General features: G+C 59.2%; 15 protein-coding genes and 1 tRNA gene. 6 read left to right on the forward strand and 10 right to left on the reverse strand.

What is annotated here, in order from left to right; all coding sequences use genetic code 11:
* Positions 1 to 24: 24 nt before the first annotated feature.
* Together Z945_RS0114435 and rocF are read right to left on the reverse strand one after the other, a co-directional pair.
* Positions 25 to 1077, reverse strand: coding sequence for an ornithine cyclodeaminase (locus Z945_RS0114435; protein WP_025052812.1), 1053 nt, complete (start codon positions 1075 to 1077; stop codon positions 25 to 27).
* Between the two features lie 12 nt (positions 1078 to 1089).
* Positions 1090 to 2025: an arginase gene (gene rocF, locus Z945_RS0114440; RefSeq protein ID WP_025052813.1), complete on the reverse strand. Its 936-nt coding sequence runs from the start codon at positions 2023 to 2025 to the stop codon at positions 1090 to 1092.
* 110 nt (positions 2026 to 2135) lie between these two features.
* Here rocF and Z945_RS0114445 point away from each other — a divergent pair, with 110 nt between their 5' ends.
* Positions 2136 to 2561 carry an Lrp/AsnC family transcriptional regulator gene (locus Z945_RS0114445; RefSeq protein ID WP_025052814.1) on the forward strand — a complete coding sequence of 142 codons (426 nt, stop codon included), beginning with the start codon at positions 2136 to 2138 and terminating at the stop codon, positions 2559 to 2561.
* Between the two features lie 10 nt (positions 2562 to 2571).
* On the opposite strand, the gene Z945_RS0114450 is transcribed toward Z945_RS0114445, so the two are convergent.
* Complete coding sequence (locus tag Z945_RS0114450; RefSeq protein ID WP_025052815.1) at positions 2572 to 3036, reverse strand: disulfide bond formation protein B; 465 nt, start codon at positions 3034 to 3036, stop codon at positions 2572 to 2574.
* Positions 3033 to 3611, reverse strand: a complete 579-nt coding sequence (locus Z945_RS0114455) for a YqaA family protein (RefSeq protein ID WP_025052816.1) — start codon at positions 3609 to 3611, stop codon at positions 3033 to 3035. Before Z945_RS0114455 ends, Z945_RS0114450 begins: the two co-directional genes overlap by 4 nt.
* A gap of 143 nt (positions 3612 to 3754) precedes the next feature.
* On the opposite strand from Z945_RS0114455, the gene Z945_RS0114460 reads away from it, so the two are divergent.
* The 3 genes from Z945_RS0114460 (at position 3755) to Z945_RS0114475 (ending at position 10505) form a co-directional block, all read left to right on the forward strand.
* Positions 3755 to 3838: transfer RNA gene (locus Z945_RS0114460), tRNA-Leu, on the forward strand.
* 914 nt (positions 3839 to 4752) lie between these two features.
* Positions 4753 to 8289, forward strand: coding sequence for a cadherin-like domain-containing protein (locus Z945_RS20365; protein ID WP_025052817.1), 3537 nt, complete (start codon positions 4753 to 4755; stop codon positions 8287 to 8289).
* 314 nt (positions 8290 to 8603) lie between these two features.
* Complete coding sequence (locus tag Z945_RS0114475) at positions 8604 to 10505, forward strand: Hint domain-containing protein (RefSeq protein ID WP_241434511.1); 1902 nt, start codon at positions 8604 to 8606, stop codon at positions 10503 to 10505.
* A 24-nt stretch (positions 10506 to 10529) separates the two neighbouring features.
* Here the strand turns inward: Z945_RS0114475 and Z945_RS0114480 are convergent, their stop codons facing one another.
* Together Z945_RS0114480 and Z945_RS0114485 are read right to left on the reverse strand one after the other, a co-directional pair.
* Entirely contained in the window at positions 10530 to 11141 is a 612-nt protein-coding gene (locus Z945_RS0114480) for a nucleotidyltransferase family protein (protein WP_025052820.1), read from the reverse strand.
* A gap of 40 nt (positions 11142 to 11181) precedes the next feature.
* A complete protein-coding gene (locus Z945_RS0114485) occupies positions 11182 to 13599 on the reverse strand; it encodes a GcvT family protein (protein WP_025052821.1) in 2418 nt (805 codons plus the stop codon).
* Positions 13600 to 13765: 166 nt separating this feature from the next.
* Between Z945_RS0114485 and Z945_RS0114490 the strand changes: the two genes are divergently transcribed.
* Both Z945_RS0114490 and Z945_RS0114495 read left to right on the forward strand, forming a co-directional pair.
* Positions 13766 to 15184, forward strand: coding sequence for a DUF2254 domain-containing protein (locus tag Z945_RS0114490; RefSeq protein WP_241434512.1), 1419 nt, complete (start codon positions 13766 to 13768; stop codon positions 15182 to 15184).
* Between the two features lie 125 nt (positions 15185 to 15309).
* Positions 15310 to 17733 carry a GcvT family protein gene (locus Z945_RS0114495; protein WP_025052823.1) on the forward strand — a complete coding sequence of 808 codons (2424 nt, stop codon included), beginning with the start codon at positions 15310 to 15312 and terminating at the stop codon, positions 17731 to 17733.
* A 3-nt stretch (positions 17734 to 17736) separates the two neighbouring features.
* Here Z945_RS0114495 and Z945_RS0114500 read toward each other — a convergent pair whose 3' ends face one another.
* The 4 genes from Z945_RS0114500 to Z945_RS0114515 form a co-directional block, all read right to left on the reverse strand.
* Positions 17737 to 18696: a hypothetical protein gene (locus tag Z945_RS0114500; protein ID WP_025052824.1), complete on the reverse strand. Its 960-nt coding sequence runs from the start codon at positions 18694 to 18696 to the stop codon at positions 17737 to 17739.
* 167 nt (positions 18697 to 18863) lie between these two features.
* A complete protein-coding gene (locus Z945_RS0114505) occupies positions 18864 to 20171 on the reverse strand; it encodes an HlyC/CorC family transporter (RefSeq protein ID WP_025052825.1) in 1308 nt (435 codons plus the stop codon).
* Positions 20172 to 20334: 163 nt separating this feature from the next.
* Complete coding sequence (locus Z945_RS0114510; protein ID WP_025052826.1) at positions 20335 to 21309, reverse strand: site-specific tyrosine recombinase XerD; 975 nt, start codon at positions 21307 to 21309, stop codon at positions 20335 to 20337.
* Positions 21309 to 22859: a hypothetical protein gene (locus Z945_RS0114515; RefSeq protein WP_025052827.1), complete on the reverse strand. Its 1551-nt coding sequence runs from the start codon at positions 22857 to 22859 to the stop codon at positions 21309 to 21311. The genes Z945_RS0114510 and Z945_RS0114515 overlap by 1 nt, the downstream gene beginning before the upstream one ends.
* Positions 22860 to 22978 lie beyond the last annotated feature (119 nt).

The following is a 22978-nucleotide window of genomic DNA, read 5'->3' on the forward strand; positions in this document are numbered from 1 at the left end:
GCCTGACCGCGGCGGCTGTTTTCATCACCCTTTGGCGCGATCCAGCATGCCGAAGAGGTCACGTGGATCATCGGGATCGGCCAATAGATCCAGTGGATGAAAGAGCTGTGTGTCCGCGAGCTGGTCGCGCACATAGCGCAGTGCCGAGAAATCCTCGATCGCAAAGCCCACACTGTCGAACAGCGTGATCTGGTCCGGGGCGCTGCGGCCCGTCTTCGCACCCGTCAGCACCTCCCAAAATTCGGTAACCGGATGATCCGGGCCCATTTGCTGGATCTCGCCTTCGATCCGAGTCTGTTCGGGGTATTCCACAAAGATCTCTGCTCGGTTCAGGATGGCGGGGGCCAATTCGGTCTTGCCGGGGCAATCGCCGCCGATGGCGTTGATGTGGACACCTGTGCCCACCATGTTGTCCGTCAGGATCGTCGCATACTGCTTGTCTGCCGTGCAGGTGGTGATAATCTGCGCACCCTCGATCGCTTCTTCTGCTGAGGTGCAGGTCACCACGCGCAACCCGCTCTTAGCCAGATTGGCCGCGCATTTCGCGGTTGCAGCCGGATCGATGTCGAATAGGCGTACCTCTTCGATCCCCACGATGCACTTCATCGCAAGCGTCTGGAACTCTGACTGCGTACCATTGCCGATCATTGCCATTACGCGGCTGTTCTTGGGGGCCAGCACGCGCGCCACGAGCGCCGATGTTGCCGCTGTGCGCAGGGCGGTCAGCACAGTCATCTCGCTTAGCAGCACGGGATAGCCGGTGGCCACGTCCGCCAGCAGGCCGAAAGCCGTCACAGTCTGCAACCCGCCTGCGGTGTTTGACGGATGGCCGTTCACATATTTAAAGCCATAGACATCACCATCAGAGGTCGGCATCAGCTCAATCACGCCAGTATCGGAATGGCTGGCCACGCGAGGGGTTTTGTCGAACAGTTCCCAGCGCTTGAAATCAGCTTCAATATAGTCAGCAATGCCCTGCATCATCGGTTCCAGCCCGATGTGGTGGATCAGCTTCATCATATGATCGACGGAGACGAAGGGCACGAGCGCCTTGGCGGAGGGGGTAAGGGTGGTCAACGGAGAGCTCCTTTAATAAGCGCGGGTCGGGCGGTCGAACACACGGCGGCCAAAAGCGGAGGCTGTGAGGTCCACCATCAGCGATGCGGTGCGGCCGCGTTCATCGAGAAAGGGGTTCAGCTCGACCAGATCGAGGGAGGTCATCAGCCCGCTGTCGTGCAGCATTTCCATAACGAGATGGCCTTCACGAACGGTCGCGCCACCGGGAACGGTGGTGCCCACGGCGGGGGCCACGGACGGGTCGAGGAAATCGACATCCAGCGAGACGTGCAGCAATCCGTTGGCGGCTGCCACCCGGTCAAGGAAAGCCGTCAGGGGCCGTGCGATCCCGGTCTCGTCAATCTCGCGCATATCGACATAAGTCACATCGCTTTGTTGTAGCGCATCACGCTCCGCTGCATCGACAGAGCGCAACCCGATGATGGCGACTTGTGCATGGGGTAACGGATCGGCAATCGCCGGGAAGCCGTCAAACCCGTCGCGCCCGGTGACATAGCCCAGCGGCGTGCCATGCAGATTGCCGCTGTCGGTGGTGTGCGGCGTATGAAAATCCGTATGGGCGTCCAGCCACAGCACAAACAGCGGGCGGTTTTGGGTTTCCGCATGACGCATTGCACCCAAGACCGTGCCAAGCGACAGCGCATGATCGCCGCCCATGAAAATTGGCAGACCATCGTTCAAAGCGGCTTGCGACGCGTCGGCAAGGCTCTCGGTCCAGGCGATGTTTTCCTCCAGCGCCACCAGCTTGGGGTGATCGCGCGGCGTAAACGGGGCAGGGGCAACGTTGCCCCGGTCCTCGACGCTGTGACCCAGACTGCCCAGCGCATTGGCCAGCCCTGCGGTGCGGTAAGCGTCAGGCCCCATCAAACAGCCTTTGCGGGTTTTACCACAGTCCAGCGGGACGCCGACAAGGATGCATTTTGGTTTGTCAGAGAGAGATGAAGACATGGCAGAGACCTTTCATTGCGGGTTGCGAAGGATATAGGCGGCGCAAATGTTCATCGACAATCCACAAATTTGACCGTATCGAGCCTCTACTGATCATAATGGACGTACAAATGGACAAAATGGACAGCCGTATCATTGCCGCCCTGCAACGGGATGCCCGCGCACCGCTGTCTGATCTGGCGGCCATGTTAAACGTCTCGCGCACGACCCTGCGGGCGCGGATCGCCAAACTACAGGACTCCGGCGAGATCGTGGGCTTTACGGTGCGCACCCGGGCCGACGTGATGCAAGATCCGGTGCGCGGTCTGATGATGATCGGGATCGAGGGTCGCGGGACCGAGCGGATCACCCGTCAGCTGGGCAACTTTGCCGAGGTGCGTGCGGTGCATTCGACCAATGGCCGCTGGGATGTGATCATCGAGATCGGGACCGAAACGCTTGAACAATTCGATGCGGTGCTGACGCAGATCAGGCGCCTGGATGGTATCGTGGCGAGTGAAACGAACCTGCTGCTGAAAACCCGAAAATCCGGCTAGGCCAACACTTTCAGGTGCGGCGTGCTGCGATGATCCAGATTGCGGCTAGGCCGAAAGAAATCACCGCGTTCCAGCCTGCCATCGACAGACCCAACATCTGCCAAACCACCTCGTCGCACATGACAACACCTGTGGGCGTATCGAGCGACAGAAGCGCGCCACCGTCCATCGCCGATAGATCCGCACCTCCGCCGCTGCACGAGCTGGGACCGGGCCACCAGCCCCATTCCACACCTGCATGATAGGTGCCGATGGCGCCCGTAGCCGCCGCCGCCACTGCGCCCAGCCAGGCCAGAGCTCTTGGTCCGCCTGCCAGCACAACAGCACCGATGATCACCGCCGCCGCATGGGGCCAGCGTTGCCACAGGCACAGTTTGCAGGGCGCCAGCCCGCCCAGATGTTGAAAGCCAAAAGCCCCCGCCAATACCGCAAAGGACCCGATGGTCCCCAAAAGGATAAGATGTTTTTGTGTCATAGGAGCTTAAGCACCGCAAAGCCGCCGATCAAAAGAGCCACAAGCAAGGTGAACATCAAGCCCAGACGCTTTTCAATGAAATCCCGGATGGGCGCGCCGAATTTCCACAAAAGCAAGGCGACGAGGAAGAACCGCAAGCCCCGCGCGAGGATTGACGTCACAATGAAGGTGCTCATCGGCATGGCTGTCCAGCCTGACATGATGGTGATCACCTTGTAGGGGAAGGGGGTGACCCCTGCGACCAGCACGGCCCAGAAGCCGACGCCGTTGAAGCGATCGGCAAAGGCCGCCATCGCTTCTTCCTTGCCAAGGCTGGCAAGGATGGGTGCGCCAATGCTTTCGTATGCGAAAGCGCCGATGGCATAGCCCAAGAGCCCCCCGAGGACCGAAGCGACCAAAGCCACCCCCGCGATCACAAATGCGCGATTGGGCCGGGCGATGATCATCGGAATCATGATGATGTCTGGCGGAATCGGAAAGACCGAGCTTTCGATAAAGGCGATGAACGCCAATGCCCACAGGGCGCGTGGGTGCTCCGCCAATGCGAGGGTCCAGTCATAAAGGCGTTGCAGCATGGCTTGATACTTCTGATCTATGGAAAATCGGTACAATTGCGCAGGGAACACCACGTTGGCTGCCACAGGTCAAGTGCGGGCAAAGCACGGCATCATAAATTACCCTTGATGCGCCGAAAAATGCAGGCTAGACCCCGCGGCGTGCCCAAGTGGCGGAATGGTAGACGCAGGGGATTCAAAATCCCCCGCCGCGAGGCGTGCCGGTTCGAGTCCGGCCTTGGGTACCAACGGTTTTCTGAATCGTCCGCAGTCTGATTTGAAGTGTGGTGAACGTTTGTGCGCCAGATTGGACACCGGATCGGGCCCGTGAATGCACTGCTTCCCGGACGGCGCATACGTCGCCTCACCAGCTATCGCCCATTTAGTTTTGATTCGGCATAAATGTGGCAAGTCGTTCTGCCTGCCGGCACCAGTACTGGCAATTTTTCGGTATTGGTTCCAACTCAGAGACAAGACAGACGCAACCAAGGCGGGAAGTGGGCACGGGCACTCGAGATGGTGACCGGGGGGTATTGTTTCCAAATTTGCATGTAATCAACGGTAGGCTTGCGGCGCAGAGCCAAGCTGTGCAGTAGAAAACATACCTATTTTTATGGTTCAAACCGGATTTGAGCGAATTGCTTATGGAAACAATCGTTTAACTTCCGCTCTTCACAAACAAGGTTAACGGCGTTTTTTACGGCCTGGTCGCGCCCGATCAGGGACACTTTTCAAACATTTTTCCCTTTGTTCGAACGATCCGGATGGGTATCTATGGTCTTGCCCAACTGGGGGGCATTGTTTGTAGGTCAGGGGGCGGCCGCACTTTTTCGCATCGCTCGAGATGCGGGGGACGTGTGTACGCCGCACAGTTTGCGACCGTATATACGAAAGTCCGAGGTCCGATGGACCACGCGCTTGCTGCAGTTCTGCAGCTCTCCCCATTTGTATGTGTAAGTGTGCGCCGCCCCGATCTGCAGGTTTGCCTGAGGGGCAAGAGTTAAGATGGAGAGAACAATATGACCCGTGCGCTGATGCCACCACCGACCCAGCCGATCCGTTACCGGTCGATGTCGTTCGCTCGTTTCAACACCACTTTTGCACCAACACTTCAAACGGCCGCGTTGCGCGCCGCGCGTAACACAGCTCAGGAGACTTCATAATGATCCGCACACTTGATTTTAACGCATTTCCCGCCGGTACCGTCATTGATGACGAATATTTGGAATCAGACGGCGTAACCGTTTCCGCTGTCAGCAATGGCGCGCCTGTTGACCAGGCGATGACCTTTGACAGCAACAATCCGACCGGCGACGACACTGATCTCGCGTCCGACACGCTTGACGGTTTGTTGATCATCTCCGGTGATGGCGATAGCGATGATCCTGACGATTTTGACGGCGGCGGCAGCATCTTCTTTGATTTCGATGATGTTGTGCAGATCAAATCCCTGACATTCAAAGACATCGAAGAAACCTCCGGCGATGGTGTGCGGATGATCTTTTACGGTGAGGATGGCAGCGTCATCTCCAACCAGTTCGTGCCGCCAACCGGTGACGGTGGCGAGACCACAGTCCAGCTGTTCGTGCCCGGCACTTCGCGGATGGAAGTTGTATTGCCCGGTTCCGGTGCGATCGACAATCTGGTTTTCGATGACGAACTTCCCGTAGACGAAAGCCCGACAGCCGTAGATGATTCCGGTGAAACCGACGAATCCACCGCCGTTACCATCGACCTGCGTGGCAACGATACAGACCCTAACGATCCGATTGAAACGCTGACCATCGGCGATTTCGTCAGCCCGAATGGCACGGTCGAGGACAATGGTGACGGTACTGTTACCTTCACACCTGAGGATGGCTTCACGGGCGAGGCGACATTTACGTATGTCCTGCGCGATCCTAATGGCAATTCAGATATCGGCGAAATCACCGTGCAGGTGAACGAAGCCGGTGTGGTTAACACGCCGCCAGATGCGGTTGACGACAGCGACGAGACCGACGCCGGGACACCGATCACGGTTGATCTGCTCGCCAACGACACAGACGCTGAAACCCCGACTGCCGACCTGACAGTGACAGAGGCCACCGTACCAGCAGCTGAGGGTTCGCTGGTCAACAACGGTGACGGCACCGTGACCTTTACACCAGCCGCCGATTTCACAGGCGTTGCGACCATTTCCTACACAATCGCCGACCCGCAAGGTGCGACCGACAGCGCCGTGCACACCATCGCAGTGGTCGATCCAGTAGACCCCAGCCCGGTTGCCGTGGACGACACAGCCGAGACACCTGAGGATACGGCGATCACCATCGACGTGCTGGAAAACGACACCGATCCGGACACCCCGGCGGAAGATCTGACAGTCACTTCAGCCGATGTTCCTGAAGAGCAGGGCACTGTTGTGGTGAACCCGGACAACACGGTGACCTTCACCCCGGCCGACGACTACAACGGTCCGGCGACGATCACCTATGTGGTATCTGATCCCGAGGGTAATACTGACGAAGGATCTGTTGCGGTCACCGTAACCCCCGTCAACGATGCACCTGATGCGGTCGATGATGCGGATGCGACGCCCTATAACACACCTGTCACAGTTGATCTGCTGGCGAATGACACCGACGTCGACAACACGCGCGCCGAACTGACTGTGACCGAAGCAACTGTTCCGGCAGAGCAGGGCACGTTGGACGACAATGGCGACGGCACGGTGACCTTTACGCCTGTTGATGGGTTTACCGGCGAAGCAACAATCAGCTACACAATCGCCGATCCTGATGGTCTGACCGACAGCGCCGTGCACACAATTACGGTCCAGGACGGCATGCGCGACGGGATCGTCGACGGCACCGATGGCGATGATCTGATCGACACCGAGTATGCTGGCGACCCGGATGGCGACTTCATCGACAATGAAGATGCGCTGATCCCCGGACAGGAGCCGAACGATGATATCGTGCGTGCCGGTGATGGCGATGACACCGTACAGGCTGGTGAGGGCGACGACAGCGTCACTGGTGGCGAAGGCAACGACAGCATTTTTGGCGAAGACGGAAGCGACACCGTTGACGGCGGCACGGGCGATGATTTCATCGACACCTCCGGTCCCGATCTTGCACCTGACGATGGCTATCCCTTCGCAGATGGCGACTCGCTTGGATTTGACGGCGATGTTGATCCCGAAAACGACCGCGACTCAGTCGATGGTGGTGTCGGGAATGACACCATCCGCACGGGGGACGACAACGATACCATCACCGGCGGCGACGGCGACGATGTGATCGACGGTGGCATCGATGACGATGACATTCAGGGCAACGATGGTGCCGACCGCATCGTCGGTGGCGAGGGCGATGACACCATTCTGGGCGGCGGCGGCGATGACACCATCTATGCCGGGAATGACCCAGATGGCGTTGGCGATCTGCTGGATATCACCGATGAAGACACCGGCGGCTTCTCACCGGATCGCAACCCCGACAATGGCCGTGACTTCGTTCAGGGTGGTGCGGGCAACGATCTTATCTTTGGTGCTGATGATGATGACACGCTTGAAGGCGGGTCGGGCAATGACACCATCGATGGCCAGATCGATGATGACCTGATCCGTGGCGGCTCTGGTGATGACTCGTTGATGGGTGGTCAGGGCAACGACAGCATCGACGGTGGCACCGGCGACGACTACCTTGAAGGGGGCACCGGCAACGATACGCTGCGCGGCAACCGTAACGAGGACACCATCATCGGCGGTAACGGCGACGATGTGCTGGACGGCGGCGGCGAAAACGACCTGCTTGAAGGGGGTGACGGCGACGACAACCTCCAGGGTGCCTTGGGCGACGACACCATGCGTGGCGGCGAGGGTGCCGATACGATGACAGGTGGCGGTGGCCAGGACGTCTTTGAGGACGTTGGCGCCGGAGACGATATCGACGGCGGCTCCGGTCCCATCGACTTTGACACGCTGGACCTGCGCGGCTCTACGCCCGAAGGTGGCAGCTTCTCGATCACCTATACGTCGGATGACCGTGAAGATGGTGTTGTGAACTACCTCGATGCCGATGGCGAAAATGCGGGCCAGCTGGTGTTCGAAGAGATCGAGAACATCATCCCCTGTTTCACCCCCGGCACCAAGATTGCCACGCCGAAAGGCGAGCGTCTGGTTGAGGAGCTTCAGGTCGGTGACCGTGTCATCACCCGTGACAACGGCATTCAGGAGATCCGTTGGGTCGGTGCCCGCGATATGTCCGGCGCAGAGCTGGAAAAAGCGGCCCATCTCAAGCCGGTCCTGATCCGTGAAGGTGCTTTGGGCAACGATCTGCCCGAGCGTGACATGATGGTCTCGCCCAACCACCGCGTTCTGGTAGCCAACGACAAAACCGCGCTCTACTTTGAAGAGCGTGAGGTTCTGGTCGCGGCCAAGCATCTGACCGGTCTGGAAGGCGTGGACATCGTGGATGTGTCGCACACGACCTACATCCACATCATGTTCGACCAGCACGAGGTTATCCTGTCAGACGGCACTTGGACCGAGAGCTTCCAGCCTGGTGACATGTCACTGGCCGGGATCGGCAACGCCCAGCGCCAGGAAATTCTGGAACTCTTCCCGGAATTGGCCACGCAGGACGGTATTGACGGTTACGCCTCTGCGCGCCGCTCGCTGAAAAAGCACGAAGCAAAGCTGATTACCAAGTAATCAGCAGCGGGGGCGTTCACTGAACAACAGCGCGCGGGACGATCCCGCGCGCCAGATATATGCAGCTGTTTTGCGCGGGGACGTATCATCGTCTGCAGCAAACGACACGGAGCGGGGCAGGAAACTGCCCCGCTTCTCTTTTGTGCGGCGTTTTTCGGATTGTCCCCCTAGCAGAAACAATATCCACGAGGAACAGGCGGTTGTTTCGCCTTTGGCCCGTATGCTGCGAAGCCAGCAACTTTCCCCCTTTAGCCTTGCTTCATATAGCTTAAGTGAGTGTTAAGGCCCTCTCCTGCCAGAGAGGTTTAATTGGAATGACCGCAATCAGGGGGGCTGATGCAATGGCCATTATCAACGGTACATCGAACAACGACACGCTGCAGGGCACAGCAGAGAACGATCAGATCGCCGCAGGGGCGGGACAGGATCTTGTCTCTGGCGAAGGTGCTGATGATCTGATCAACGGCGGCGCAGGCAATGATACGCTTTTCGGCGACGCAGGTGTTGGCACTGCGGCGGGCCAGGATGCCACACCGATCACTCTGAACTATGCCGATCGTGCGGCCAATACTGGGACCACCGCGGACGCGGGCGACAGTGTGATCTATCGCAACGTAGCGCAGCTTGAAGACGGCACACAAATTGACGGACGGCTGGTGTTGGTCAGCACCACCAACGATGACATGCGGATTGATCTGACCGGCGGTACAGGCTTTGAAATTCTGCTGAACACCGCAAGTCAAAGCCAATTCGCAGGCGAAACCGCAACCTTCCGGTTGGAGTTTTTCGACCCTGCTACGGGCGAGGCTGTAGCACTGAATTCTACAGGCACATTCAATGATCTGGACCGGAACAGCCCCGGCGATCAGGAATCAGTCACGATTGATGCAGGCAGCTTTACGGCGTTTGGCACGTCGGCGGATACCTCGCTGGCTGTGACAACATCGGGCGGCACGATCAATGCCGCCGGCACCGAAGCGAACAACCCCACCGATCAGGATGCCTGGTTCTCGGCCGAATTCGAAAACCGCGAATTCATTGAATTCACATTGGAAACGCGCTCCTCGCGCTCTGGCTTTACCCTGTCCGGCGACCTGATCGAAGACGGTGTTGTCACGCCCATCGAGGCGGGAAATGACACTCTGCTCGGCGGCGATGGGCAGGACGTACTGCTGGGCCAGGGCGGGGACGACAGTCTTGAGGGCGAAGCGGGCAACGATGAGCTAGACGGCGGCGAAGGGGCCGATACCCTGCTTGGCGGCAGTGGTCAGGACGCGCTTGACGGCGGCGCAGGTGCGGACAGCCTCGAGGGCGGAGAAGGTGACGACACCGTTTCGGGCGGCGCAGGAGAGGATACGATCACCTCCGGCCCCGGCAATGACCAGGCGCTCGGTGGTGCCGACAGCGACCTGTTCCTGTTTGCCGCAGGAGGCAACCATCAGATCCTGGGAGGCGAAGATGCAGACGGTCTGGACGTGGACCGCATCGATCTGACCGGGATCGATCGCAATAGCTACCGCCTGATTCAAGGCGAGCCCGAAGAGGGACGGATCGAATTTCTGGACAGCAATGGAAATGTCATTGGTCGCACCAACTACGCCGAGATTGAAGAGGTCGTCATCTGCTTTACGCCGGGCACCCGGATTGCCACCAAGCGGGGCGAAAAGCCGGTGCAGCAGCTGAAAGCCGGTGACATGGTGTTCACCCGCGACAACGGTCCGCAGCCGCTGCGCTGGATCGGGCGACGCAATCTGCAGCGTCAGGATCTGACCCAAATGCCGCAGTATTGCCCGATCCTGATCCGCGCGGGCGCATTAGGCAGGGGGATGCCTGTGCGCGATATGATGGTCAGCCCAAACCACCGGATGCTGATCACCTCGGAACTGGCCGAGATGATGTTCGGCGAAAGTGAAGTGCTGGTCGCCGCAAAGCATCTGACGGGCCTTGACGGTGTGGATGCCGCGCCGGTCAGCAAGGTCAGCTATATTCACATGATGTTCGACCGCCATGAGGTGATTTTGGCCGATGGCACATGGGCCGAGAGCTTTTTGCCCGGTGAACATGCGATGGCGGGTATTCAGAACGACCAGCGACAAGAAATCCTTGATCTGTTTCCTGAGCTGGTGGACGTGCAGGGGCTGAACAACTTCGAGGCTGCACGGCGTTTGTTGAAAGCACATGAGGCGCATCTACTGATGTTAGAGGCGGGGCAGTAAGATCCGGGGCCGGGTGACGACAGTTTAGCCTTCGCGCGTGGCACGCCATGCGGCCCAGTCTTCTGGCGTGTCCAGATCACGCCGCGCACGGTCACCGTGTAAAGGCACGAGCGTGATACGGCCATTCGCGGTCTGGATCACCGATTGACCCCCTTCGTCGCCTGTAAGCTGCTGAAAAGCATTAAATAATGTCGCGTCGAAAACGATGGGATGCCCCGGTGCCCCATCTGCAGTCACCCCGCGCCAGACAAGGCTTTTCGGGTACTCTGCGACTGCATTCGCCACGCGGTGCAGATCATCTGTGGTGATATCCGGTAGATCAGCGAGCAAAAGCATGGCTTGTGCCGCACCGATCGGCACGGCGGCAAAGGCGGCCCGCAAACTGGCATTCATACCTTCCTGCGCGTCGGCGACAGGGACCAGAGCAACCTCCAGACCGGCCAAAGCAGCATATCGTGCATGTGGCGCAGGCGGTAGGGCGACCAACACGGGACCCAGGTTTGCTTTTAACGCCTTGCACACCTGTGACCTCAACAATGGCACGCCATCCACGTCCTCGAGCAGTTTGTCCCTGCCTCGCATGCGCGAGGAGGTGCCCGCGGCGAGGATGATGATCGGTAGACAGCGCTTTGTCATGGCATCAGTCTAGCCTCTGCGCCGGGAAAGGACAGCTCTGCTACCCGCGCATCCGTGCACCATCCGCATCGAACAAAGGTGTGGTGATCAAACGGGCAGGGCGCATCTGCCCGAGGATTTCGATCTCGACCGCCAAGCCGTCGGAGGCCCTTTCGCGCGGCACAAACCCCATCGCAACCGACTTTTCTGCAAAGTGCGAATAGCCGCCCGAGGTGCAGAAGCCAACGACAGCGCCATCCAGCCAAATCGGTTCATAGCCCTGCACATCCGCATCTTCCGCCGCCACTTCGAAGGCGACCAACTGGCGGGCAGGCGGCGTGCTCCGCTCAGCTTCCGCCACAGCGCGACCAATGAAATCACTGTTCTTCTTGAAACTGATGAAACGGTCCAGCCCGGTTTCGGCAGCTGTGTAATCGGGCGAGAATTCAGCCATCCAGGAGCCGAAGAACTTGTCCAGCCGAAGCGACATCATGGCCCGCATTCCGAAAGGCGTCAAGTCATGCGGCTTGCCAGCCGCCCAAAGTACCTGCCACAGGCTGCGCTGGTCCATCGGATCGCAGTAAATCTCGAACCCCAGATCGCCGGTATAGCTGAGACGCTGCACGATGCAGGCGACCTGACCAACGGTGACGCGGCGCACGTCGAGGAATTTCATGTCGGATACTGTATCGAGGGTGCAGGCCTGCAATACGTCCCGCGCTTTTGGTCCTGCAATCTGGAAACCAGTGCGCCGGTCCGAGATGTTCTCAACTTTAACACCGCCCTGCAAGTGCCTGATAAACCATCGGTAATGATAGACCTGTGACCCGTAAGAGGCGGTCAGTTGAAACAGCTCATCCGAGAGACAAGAGATCGTGAAGTCACCCATCAGCTTGCCTTTCTCCGAAAGCATGGGCGTCAGGGATACGCGCCCATTTTGCGGCACACGGCCCGCCATCATCCGGTCCAGCCAGTCGCGGGCGTTGGGGCCTTTGACGAGGTATTTACCAAAGTTCTGGACCTCGTTGATGCCAACCCCATTGCGGACGGCAAGCACTTCGCGGCCCGTGGCGGCAAAGGCATCGGACCGGCGGAAGGAGGGCGTCTCGAACGCAGGCTCGTCGCCCTGTGCGAAGTAATTTGGCACCTCAAGCCCGAACTGCTGGCCCCAGACCGCCCCCATCTGGCTGAAAATATCATACATCGGTGTGGTGCGATGGGGCCGCGCAGCAGGTAGCTCTTCGTTCGGGTAAGATACTGAAAAGCGTTTTTGATAGTTTTCGATGACCTTGGGCAACGTGTAGCCTGGCGTGATCCAATCGCCAAAACGCGCCACATCCATCGCCATCACGTCACGCTCCGGCTCTCCTTGGATCATCCATTGCGCCAGCGTCAGCCCCACACCGCCGCCTTGGCTGAAGCCCGCCATCACACCGCAAGCAGACCAATAGTTGCGCAGGCCGGGCACCGGCCCCACCAGCGGATTGCCGTCAGGGGCAAAGGTAAACGGCCCGTGGATCACATTCTTGACGCCCGCGCGTTCCAGATCGGGGAAACGGCGGTAGGCAAAGTTGATACTGTCTTCGATCTTGTCGAAGTCATCCTGCAACAGGTCCTGGCCAAAATCCCAAGAGGTGCCACCCACCGCCCAGGGACGGCACTTTTGTTCGTAAAATCCGATGCATAGCCCGCGACCTTCCTGCCGCAAATAGCTTTCTCCTGCAGGGTCCATCACGTGAGGGTGCTCGTGCCCGTCCGCCATCATCTCGACGATCATAGGGACATCTTCGGTCACGATATACTGGTGTTCCATCGGGTGCAGCGGGAAATAGACACCCGCCATTGCGCCCACTTCACGCGCCCAGAGCCCGCCGGCATTCACCAGATGTTCGGCGTGGATCGTGCCCTTGTTCGTTACCACATCCCATGCGCCGTCAGGGCGTTGGGTGGTCTCGCGCACCATGCAATGCGTCTCGATCGTGGCGCCGCCCATCTTGGCGGCGCGGGCATAGGCGTGAGTGGTCCCCGAAGGGTCGAGATGCCCGTCGAGCGGATCGTAAAGTCCCCCAATGATGCCGTCGATGTTGGTGACGGGGGCAATCTTGCTGATTTCTTCCGGCCCGACGATTTCGGTATCAAGGCCCATAAAGCGGTGCTTGGCCCGTTCTGCAAGCAGCATGTCGAACCGATCCTGGTTATCGGCCAGCGTCACACCTCCGACATGGTGCAGACCGCAGGACATGCCGGTGATTTCTTCCAATTCCTTATACAACCGAATGGTGTAGCCCTGAAGGGCGGCCATATTTGTGTCGCCGTTCAGCGTGTGAAAGCCGCCCGCCGCATGCCATGTCGACCCTGATGTCAGTTCCGACCGCTCAACGAGCATGACATCGGACCAGCCCAGTTTGGTCAGGTGATAGAGCACGGAGGCCCCGACAACGCCGCCACCGATGACGCAGACGCGGGTAGATGTTTGCATGAAGAGGCTCCGGTCAACTAAGTGGGTTTTCGTGACATTGGCGCTCTGTCTGCGGCGGGGCAAGCGGGATTGCGACAAACGCCGGTCTGTCCGCGTCGGGGTGGTCTGTGTCAGATACCGTGCAGGCGCCCTTGGCGGAAGTATGGCAACGCGCTAGATGCACATCATGAGTAATATGAAAAAACGCGCATCGGCGCTGAAGGACAAGTTGGGCGACAAGCAGTCCGATCACTCCTATCTTAGCCGCTTTGGTGAACGGTTCGAGGATGTATGGCCCGCGCATCTGATGCCGCAAACCGTTTTGCGCAGGCTGGGTGAGTACTCGCGCAAGCTCTGGGTGCGCGTTTTAATCATGGGTTTTCTGAGCGTCGCAGCCCTCGGGCTGACACAGGTATTGGAACCGCTTGTGCCGGACGAACTGGCACGCACGCTGACGGGGGATGGGGCCGACAGGCTGCTGCAGATCATTGCCAATGCCATGCTTGCCGCGACTATTTTCTCGATCACCGTGATGGTCTCTGTGTTCCGCGCGTCCTCGCAACAATGGACACCACGGGTGCATCGCCTGATCATTCAGGACAAGACGACGCAAAACACCATTGCGGTTTTCATCGGTGCCTATGTTTATGCTTTGATCGCGATCATTCTGCGCGAACTGGGTGTCTATACGGACGAACGATCCTTTGTTCTGTTCATCACCACGGTCCTCGTTCTCGCTGTCATCGTGATCTATCTGATACGCTGGGTATTCCATTTGCAGGGTTTCGGCAGCCTCATCAACACCACCCGGCAGATTGAGCAGGTCACATCGGAAAACTTTCAGGAAAGGTTGCAGAACCCGTGTCTGGGGGCCAACCCCCTGATCGACGGTTTCCCGAAAAACGCTCGCAAAGTACTGGCGAAGGAAAGCGGATATATCCAGAAGATCTACCCTGAAACGCTGAATTCCGAAGCGCGGGCGCAGGGTGTGGATGTCTATATGTGTGAAACCATTGGCAATTTTATCTTTCTCAATGAGCCGCTTGCGATGGTCGTGCCGCATGGTGACGCCAATCCGGATGGGCAGGAATATGATGAGATCGATGATGCAATTTCTGCCAATGTCGTCATTGGCGATGTGCGTACGTTTGACCAAGATCCGCGCTTTGGTTTGATCGTGATGGGGGAGGTTGCCTCCAAAGCCCTGTCACCCGGCATAAATGATCCCGGTACGGCGATTGACGTCATCACGCGCGTCGGTCGTATTCTGTCTGACTACAAGGACGAAACCGCGACCGACCGGGATGAGGTTCTCGATAGGCTCTATGTCACGCCGTTAAGCGCCTCGGATCTGTTGGATGACGGGTTTGCCGCATTGGCACGGGACGGGGAAACCGTGGTCGAGGTGCAAGTCCGGCTGCAGGACACGCTCAGCGGTCTGCGGCGTCATCCGGACGAGGAACTTTCCCGACAGGCGAAAAAATTTGCCATCACAAGTCTGCACCGGGCATTGGTCGCTCTTGAATTTGCACCGGATCGGGAGCAACTGCGATCCGCTGCGGACAAAGATGTGGTCGAGGCGGTCGATAAGATGATGGAGGGCTGACGGGCCGGCGTCCGTCGCGGATCATGGTCTGACTGCGACGTTGCAGTGTCGGGAACGGGCAACTCTTGCGCTTTGCTGCGCCACAGGGTGGGCGATAAGGGAAACCAACGTCCGGAAAGCCGTCTATGCGCACCCATGCCCAAGCTGTTGTAATCGGAGGCGGCGTTATTGGCTGTTCGATCCTTTATCATCTGACAAAGATGGGTTGGATGGATGTTGTGCTGCTTGAGCGCTCCGAACTGACGTCCGGCTCTACCTGGCATGCTGCGGCCAATATTCACGGGCTGCACGACAACAACAACATCACCCGTATCCAGAATTACACGATGGACCTGTATAACAGTCTGGAGGCCGAGACGGGGCAAAGCTGCGGCGTGTTCCAGCCCGGCAGCCTGTATCTGGCCCAGACCGAAGCGCGGGAGCACCAATTGCGCCTACAAGCGGCCAAGGCAAAATACTACGGCCTGCCGTTTCGTGAAGTCAGCCGGGCCGAGGCCGAAGCGCTGCATCCGCTGGTCGATTACGATGGCATCCGCTGCATCATGTTTGAAGAGAATGGCGGCAATGTGGACCCCTCCGGTGTGACCAATGCCTATGCTGCGGGGGCGCGGCAAAACGGGGCCGAGATTATCCGGTTTTGCCCCGTCACCAGAACCGAACAACAGCCCGATGGCACTTGGATAGTGCGCACCGAAAAGGGTGATATCGCTTGCGACTGGGTTGTGAATGCCGCGGGCCTGTGGGGCCGTGAGGTTGCCGCGCTGGCGGGGCTGAAGCTGCCATTGCAACCCACCGAACACCAGTATTTCGTGACCGAAACGATTGCCGAGATAGACGGCATGGACCGGCGCTTGCCCTCCGTGGCGGACCGCGACGGCGAATATTACCTGCGGCAAGAGGGGAAAGGGCTCTTGGTCGGGGCCTATGAAAAGCAGCTCAAGTTCTGGGCCGAGGACGGCACACCGCAGGGCTTTGGCCATGAGCTTTTCGCCGATGATCTGGAGCGGATCGAGGACAATATGATGCGTGCCATCGACCGTGTGCCGGCGGTGGGCGCGGCGGGCATCAAGCGGGTGATCAACGGACCGATGATCTGGTCGCCGGATTCGAATGTTCTTTTTGGTCCGGTGCCGGAGTTGTCGAACTACTTTTGCTGCAACGGGATCATTCCGGGGTTTTCGCAATCGGGCGGCATGGGGTTGCTGGCCGCCGATTGGATCGTCACGGGGGAAAGCCGCTATGACATGTTCGCCTGGGATGTGGCGCGGTTCGGCGATTGGGCGGATGCGGCCTTTACCAAGGCTCGCGTCGGCGACCAATACGGCAACCGTTTCAAGATCAACTTCCCCAATGAAGAACGCAGCGCCGGACGCTCGATGCGCAAACGTCCTGCCTATGACGCCCAGCGCGATCTGGGCGCGGTCTTTGGTCTGAACTACGGTTGGGAACATCCGCTGTACTATGGCTTTCCAGTCGGATCAGAGGACGAAACACACGGCTTCACCCGTCAGGGCTGGTGGGACCAGGTGGGCGCGGAATGCAAGATGCTGCGTGAGGATGCGGGTATCATCGACATCTCGAACTTTGCCAAATACCGCTGTGCCGGACCGGGGGCAGAAGATTGGCTGAACGCGGTCTTCGCCAACCACATGCCCCGCGCCGTGGGGCGATCCTGCCTGACTCCTTTGATCGGCGTACGCGGCGGGATCGCAGGGGATTTCACTGTAACGCGGACGAGCGATGATGAGTTTTTCATCATCGGCTCAGGCATGGCCGAGCGCTATCACCAGCGGTTCTTCCGGGCTGTCCCGCTGCCCTCCGGTACCACGTTCGAGAGCAAGACAGAGAGCATGTGCGGCTTTAACGTAGCCGGGCCGAAATCGCGTAGCTTGTTGCAGGGCATGACCAATGCATCACTGGCCACGGCGGATTTTCCGTTCATGCGCTCGCAGTGGATCGAGATTGCAGGCGTGCGGTGTCTAGCACTGCGGGTCAGTTTCACGGGCGATCTGGGGTGGGAATTGCATTGCGCGGCAGAAGATCAAGCGCGGCTCTTCGCGGCGCTTATCGCGCAGGGCGCGCTGGTCGGGGCTGGTCCGGTAGGTGCCCGAGCGCTAATGTCGCTCAGGATCGAAAAGGGCTATGGCTCCTGGAGCCGCGAATACAGCCCCGAGTATTGGCCGCAGGAGGTGGGGCTGGAGCGTCTGTGCAAGATGGACAAGGATTTCCTGAACAAGGACGCCGTGACAACAACGCTCGCGAAAGACCCACGGGAGCATCTTGTGGTACTGGCGCTTGACCACGCACAGACCGAAGCATCGCATGCGGATGCAACCGGGGGAGAGCCAATATTCAAAGACGGCACCGGCATCGGGCGCGTCACTTCAGGGGCTTACGGTTATAGTGTGGGTAAATCCCTGGCACTCGGGTTTGTCGCCAATGGCGCTGCGGGAGATGAAGTTGAGGTCATGGTGCTGGGCCGACCGCACCGCGCTACAATTCTGGCAGAGCCGCCCTTTGATCCCGAAGGCTTACGCTTGCGGGCGTGATGTCTATGGTCCGCCGGTGGCGTAGTTCCTAAAGGCTCGGCGGTTGTCTTTGTCCGACGTCAGAACTGAAAAGTCCAAGCGGGGCCGTTCCTGCGATCCAGCGAGAAGTCTGTTGACCTGCGACCGTCTCAATGGGTCGATAAAGAGAATGCTCCACACGGCATCGCCCGATGACCCCAGTTTGATATCGAACGTATCGCGCCCGATCAAAATCTGTCCGTAGGTGCCCGTCGACAGCCCTTGGGGGAAGGCATCTTCTGTGCGGTTTTCGGGCGCAAATTTGAAACCATAACAGCCAAGCACAGTGATCTTCCCCGGTATGCTCTCGAACATACAGGTCAACTTGGCCGGAACGCTGCAAGTCTGACGCCCGCGCTGTGCAACCTGGATGAAGAGCAGGCCAAAGCGCAGCGCAAAGCTGAGCACGATGGATGACGCCAGCCCAAGCAGAACCGCTGCTAATACGCCGACACTTTGGTCTTTCTTGGCTGCCTGCAAAAGGCTCTCGATCTTATCCGGCGGTTGTGCGGCCCAGTCGGTCGACCTTTTTCCTGTCCGGTCTGCCACTGTTTCAAAGATGCCTTCGCCAGAGCTGTCGCTGTCAACGCCTGCCGGCGACATATTATCCGGTCCGGATGCTGCGTCGGCCGCTTGGCAAACCTCTGTGATGATCGAACGGGTCAACGCCAAACCGTCGCGCATGTCATCGGTCAGGACGGCACCTGCCTCAGGCGGGTTTTGCGACAGGAATGCAAGTTGGGTCAGAAAGTTACGCACATCGCCAAAGGACGCGGCCTTACCCCCGCCACGCAAAATACGAAGCATGGCGTCGTTGTTGATGTCATTGACCGTTGTCGTGATGGCTTGAAGCGTTTCAGGGTGGGCGGCGCGGTCTTCAGGGAAACCGGTTGTCGCGGTTTGAACGACCTGTGCCAGCGCTATGCAGGTCGCTTGCGCCTGCATGGCCAAAGGCAGAAAAGCAGGCAGATAAGCCTATATATCGTCCGTCCGGTCAAACCGCATTCCTTACCTCGTGATACGGCAGCGAAGCCTGCATCAATCAATAAGGCTGAAGCCCTTTCCCAAGGTTTAACACGTCTGCAAAAATCCGTCTTATCGCGGAAGCGCAGTTACAAAGGTTTGATTTTAATCTGGGTGATGCGGTTGCCATCCCGTGCCGTGACCTCGAACCGGAAGCCATGAAAGCTGAACACCTGACCCGGTGTCGGGATCATTTGGGCGTCATGGATGACCAGACCCGCCAATGTATTCGCCTCGTCATCGGGCAGGGACCATTCGGTCGCGCGGTTCAGATCGCGGATCGTCATCGCACCATCGACATAGTAATGCCCGTCCTCGCCCGGTGCCAGCGGGTGGTCCGCGTCGGGATCAAATTCATCGGTGATCTCGCCCACAATCTCCTCAAGAATATCCTCAAGCGTGATGAGCCCTTGCAGCGAGCCATATTCATCCACCACCAGCGCAAAATGAGTGCGTCGGCGCAGGAACTGGCGCATTTGTTCGTCCAGTGTCGAGGTTTCGGGCACGAAGTAGGGCTTCATCGCCACGGTGGCGACATCGAAGTTTTTGAGCGCTGCGGCATCGCCTTCGGGTCCGCCGATCAGCTTGTACATGGCGCGTAGGAGGTCTTTGGCGTGGATCACGCCGATGATATTTTCGGGGTCGTCGCGATAGACCGGCAGTCGTGTGTGATTGGATTGCAGGCATTGGTCCAGAATTTCCGATGGATCGCTGCCCGCGTCGATCATCTCGATGCCCGAACGGTGCAGCATGATTTCCTCGACCACACGTTCACGCAAATCAAGCGCACCGAGAATGCGGTCGCGGTCTTCTTTTTCGACGACACCTTCGGAATGGCCCAGTTGCAAAGCGCCGGCGATTTCCTCGCGGACGGCCAGAATGTTGCTGTCGGGGTCCACAGCCACGCCGAGCACACGCAGCACGCCGCGCACGAAGAACCGGACAGCGGATACGACTGGCGCAAAGACCAACACGACGATACTGATCGGACGCGAGACAAGTGCTGCGGCACGCTCCGAGTTGGTGATCGCATAGGTCTTGGGCAAAACCTCGGCAAAGACCAGCACGAGGCCCGTCATCACCAAGGTCGCCAAAGCCACGCCGCTTTCGCCGAACATCCGTGTGAAAAGGGCCGTGGCCAAAGATGTCGCCAGAATGTTCACGAGGTTGTTGCCCAACAGGACAGAACCGATCAGCCGCTCGTTGTCTTCGGTGATGTGCAACGCCCGCTCCGCGCCTTTGCTGCCTTTATCGGCTTGCGTGCGCAGTTTGCCCCGCGAAGCGGCAGTCAGTGCTGTTTCGGAGCCGGAGAAAAAGCCGGAGAGGATCAGCAGCAGCAGAATAGTGCCTGCGCTGAACCAGAATGCACTGTCGATCAGCGCGGTGGAGGGTTCCATCGGGTCTTGTGTCCATGTGTTAAGGTCTGAAGGTGGTTATGGGGGTGCAGCGGGCTGCGTCAAGGGTTCCTGCGGCAAGAACAGGGCGAGAAACGGGTGAAACAACATGATTTGGACGTGCGGATGGCGACTGCGAACCTTGAACGCACGGCCCTGCTTGCGGCTATTGATCGTCCGGTGAAGGCTCACCCGATGGTGCTTGCGAGCGTCCCTCGGCCAGCGGATGACGTTCTAACACCAGCTCAGACAAGCGTTCTTCTAGTACATGCGTGTAAATCTCGGTTGTGGCCACGTCCGCGTGGCCCAGCATCGTCTGGATCGCCCGCAGGTCAGCGCCGTTGGCCAGCAAATGTGTGGCGAAGGCGTGGCGCAGTGTATGTGGTGTGACCTTGCCGGGGTCGACACCCGCGGCCACGGCGAATTCCTTGATCAACAGATAGAACCTGTGTCGGGTCAAATGGCCCGCCGCACCACGGGACGGGAACAGGAACCGCGAAAGCGGCTTTTTCTTCAGCCGCGCCGCTTCGTCTTCAATGTCGCGCTGGGTCAACCAAGCGCTGAGTGCCTCGCGCGCTGGCGGTGACAGCGGCACCATACGCTCCTTGCCGCCTTTGCCCATGATCAACAGCAAGCGCGGATCGCCGCGCGTGGCAGATACAGGGAGGCTGACCAATTCGGTCACCCGCATGCCCGTGGCATAGAGCAACTCCATCAGACATCCGTTGCGCAGCTGGTCAGACAGGCTGCGGCCCGAGGCATGGGCAGCGTCCAACAGGCGGTCCACCTCGGTCTCGCTTAGTATCTTGGGCAGGCGTTTGTCCTGGCCGGGGCCGGAAATCTGGATGGCAGGATTGTCACTGCGCAATCCCTCTTCGAACGCAAAGCGGTAGAGCTGTTTGATCGCGGACAACCGCCGCGCGCGGGTGGATTTGGCCAGCCCCTGCGCATCGCAGTGGACCAGATAGTTCTCCACGTCAGAGCGGCCCGCATCGCCAAAATCGCGGCCTGCGCGGGCCAGATAGCTGTCGAAATCCTTAAGATCGCGGCCATAGGCAAGCTGGGTATTGGTTGCGGCCCCCAGTTCGGCAGCCTGCGCTTCCAGAAAGCGCGATATCCAGTGGAATGTAGCGGTCGGCATCAGCGGCGCTCCAGCAGCAGGATTTGCAAGGCGGCACGGCGCGCGCTGTCCTCGAGCCCGAGGGCCCGCAGGGTCGCCAGTCCTTCACTGAGCGCATTGGCGCTGCCGCCTGCGCCTTTGTGCAGCAAGATCAGGCTGTGCAGAATGCTTTCGCCCAGACGACCCTGTTTGACCATATCAAGCAAATCAGCGCGAGGGAGGGCATTGGTGAAACCGGCGTGAATCGCGGCTTCTGTTGGATCGGACGGTGCGACGCCGACGATGTCGCCCGCAGCAATCTGCACAGCGAAACTTTTGTTCTGGGTGCTTGAAGCGGCGGCTTCGTAGTTCGGGGACAACAGAGCAATGATGTGTTGGATACGCTTGGCGGAGCCGGTCAGATCAAAACCTGTAAGTCTGTCCGCGAAAAGCGTGGCAAACGTCACCTCTAGTCCCGCTTCGCCCATGGCGGTCCAAAGCGGCGGCAAAGTTTTCGCCACGGCCTCGGCGCTGCGGGTCTCCAGGGCCGTTTCAAACCGTTGCAACGCCGCGACGCGATCCCAGATCCCGCCGGATGCGGCAGCCCTGCGTTCGGTATACAGCCCCAGCAAGCGGTTGTCGGGCAATGCCCCCGCAAGCGTTAGCCGCTCGGCCGCCTCCAATTGTGCTTTCCATCCGGCCACATCACGCAGATCGGCCACCGCATATGCGCGGGGCAGGGTGCTGGTGGGGACGGGATCCCCGATTGCTTCAAACATCCGAAAACTTAGGGGATCCATCTGCCGCGGGGGCACCAAGGGCGGCAGCATATCGGAGGCCTCGGGGTCGAGAAACCGATCAAAAAGTGCTAGTTGCGCTTCGGGGAGAAGACCCAAGGCTCGTGCCGTGCCCAAGGTCAAAGTCGCATCAGGCCAATTCTGCGCCCGTGCATCGCAAAAGATGTCGTTGGCGTAATTGCGCGATAAATGCGGGGTCGCGGCGAGCACGGAGCAGGCGCGATCTTCGGTGCCCGACAGCAGGCTGATCTGCATCCATAACTCGAAATGCGCAGGCGACAACGTCACCCCAGCCTGTTCGATCAACGACTGCGCCGGGTCCAGCGCCCCTTGGGCCACCAGTTTTTCGACCCGCGCAAGGGCCAGCTGATTACCTGCATCTGTGCTGTTGCCGGGTGCAAAAGATTCGGCCAGAAGCACGGTGTAAAGCAACGATTGCGCAGCGGGCAGCTGCAAATCCGGGACTTTATCCAGCAAAGCGGTGACCGTGCTCAGGTCACTGCCCACCCATAAGTCAGCAGGCAGCCCGGTGATCCGAGACGGCACCAGGCCGATGACCCGTGGCCCCCCTTCAGAAAGCGGCTCGACATTCACAGCAGGTGCCACAGCGGTTTGCGCAACGGGTGGTTCTTTTGGGAGGGGCAGGGCAGCCGGCACCTGCTGAACGTTCGGCACCCGCGTGCCCAACCAATCGATCACGGAGAGGGGTGTCTGGTCTTGCGCCGATGACGCAATCGGCCAAAGTGCGCCTGCAAAAAGCAGACTTGCGCCGATATGCCGTCTAACGCTGCGCACTCAATCGGCGCCCAGGGTCACGGGCTGTCTTGTTTCTACCTGGGCGGGAGCAAACTGCACCCCGAAAAACGGACCTGCATAAGCGAAGGCAACAAGCGCAATAAACCCCAGAATTAGAA

Origin of the sequence: Sulfitobacter noctilucae (assembly GCF_000622365.1) — a bacterium.
In the GTDB taxonomy this organism is placed as follows: domain Bacteria; phylum Pseudomonadota; class Alphaproteobacteria; order Rhodobacterales; family Rhodobacteraceae; genus Sulfitobacter; species Sulfitobacter noctilucae.

Bases quoted from the DNA above. Each gene is read 5' to 3' on its own strand.
- rocF (WP_025052813.1), bottom strand. From the start codon at position 2,025: ATGTCTTCATCTCTCTCTGACAAACCAAAATGCATCCTTGTCGGCGTC.
- Z945_RS0114445 (WP_025052814.1), top strand. From the start codon at position 2,136: ATGGACAAAATGGACAGCCGTATCATTGCCGCCCTGCAACGGGATGCC.
- Z945_RS0114450 (WP_025052815.1), bottom strand. From the start codon at position 3,036: ATGACACAAAAACATCTTATCCTTTTGGGGACCATCGGGTCCTTTGCG.
- Z945_RS0114455 (WP_025052816.1), bottom strand. From the start codon at position 3,611: ATGCTGCAACGCCTTTATGACTGGACCCTCGCATTGGCGGAGCACCCA.
- Z945_RS20365 (WP_025052817.1), top strand. From the start codon at position 4,753: ATGATCCGCACACTTGATTTTAACGCATTTCCCGCCGGTACCGTCATT.
- Z945_RS0114475 (WP_241434511.1), top strand. From the start codon at position 8,604: ATGACCGCAATCAGGGGGGCTGATGCAATGGCCATTATCAACGGTACA.
- Z945_RS0114480 (WP_025052820.1), bottom strand. From the start codon at position 11,141: ATGACAAAGCGCTGTCTACCGATCATCATCCTCGCCGCGGGCACCTCC.
- Z945_RS0114485 (WP_025052821.1), bottom strand. From the start codon at position 13,599: ATGCAAACATCTACCCGCGTCTGCGTCATCGGTGGCGGCGTTGTCGGG.
- Z945_RS0114490 (WP_241434512.1), top strand. From the start codon at position 13,766: ATGAGTAATATGAAAAAACGCGCATCGGCGCTGAAGGACAAGTTGGGC.
- Z945_RS0114495 (WP_025052823.1), top strand. From the start codon at position 15,310: ATGCGCACCCATGCCCAAGCTGTTGTAATCGGAGGCGGCGTTATTGGC.
- Z945_RS0114500 (WP_025052824.1), bottom strand. From the start codon at position 18,696: ATGCAGGCGCAAGCGACCTGCATAGCGCTGGCACAGGTCGTTCAAACC.
- Z945_RS0114505 (WP_025052825.1), bottom strand. From the start codon at position 20,171: ATGGAACCCTCCACCGCGCTGATCGACAGTGCATTCTGGTTCAGCGCA.
- Z945_RS0114510 (WP_025052826.1), bottom strand. From the start codon at position 21,309: ATGCCGACCGCTACATTCCACTGGATATCGCGCTTTCTGGAAGCGCAG.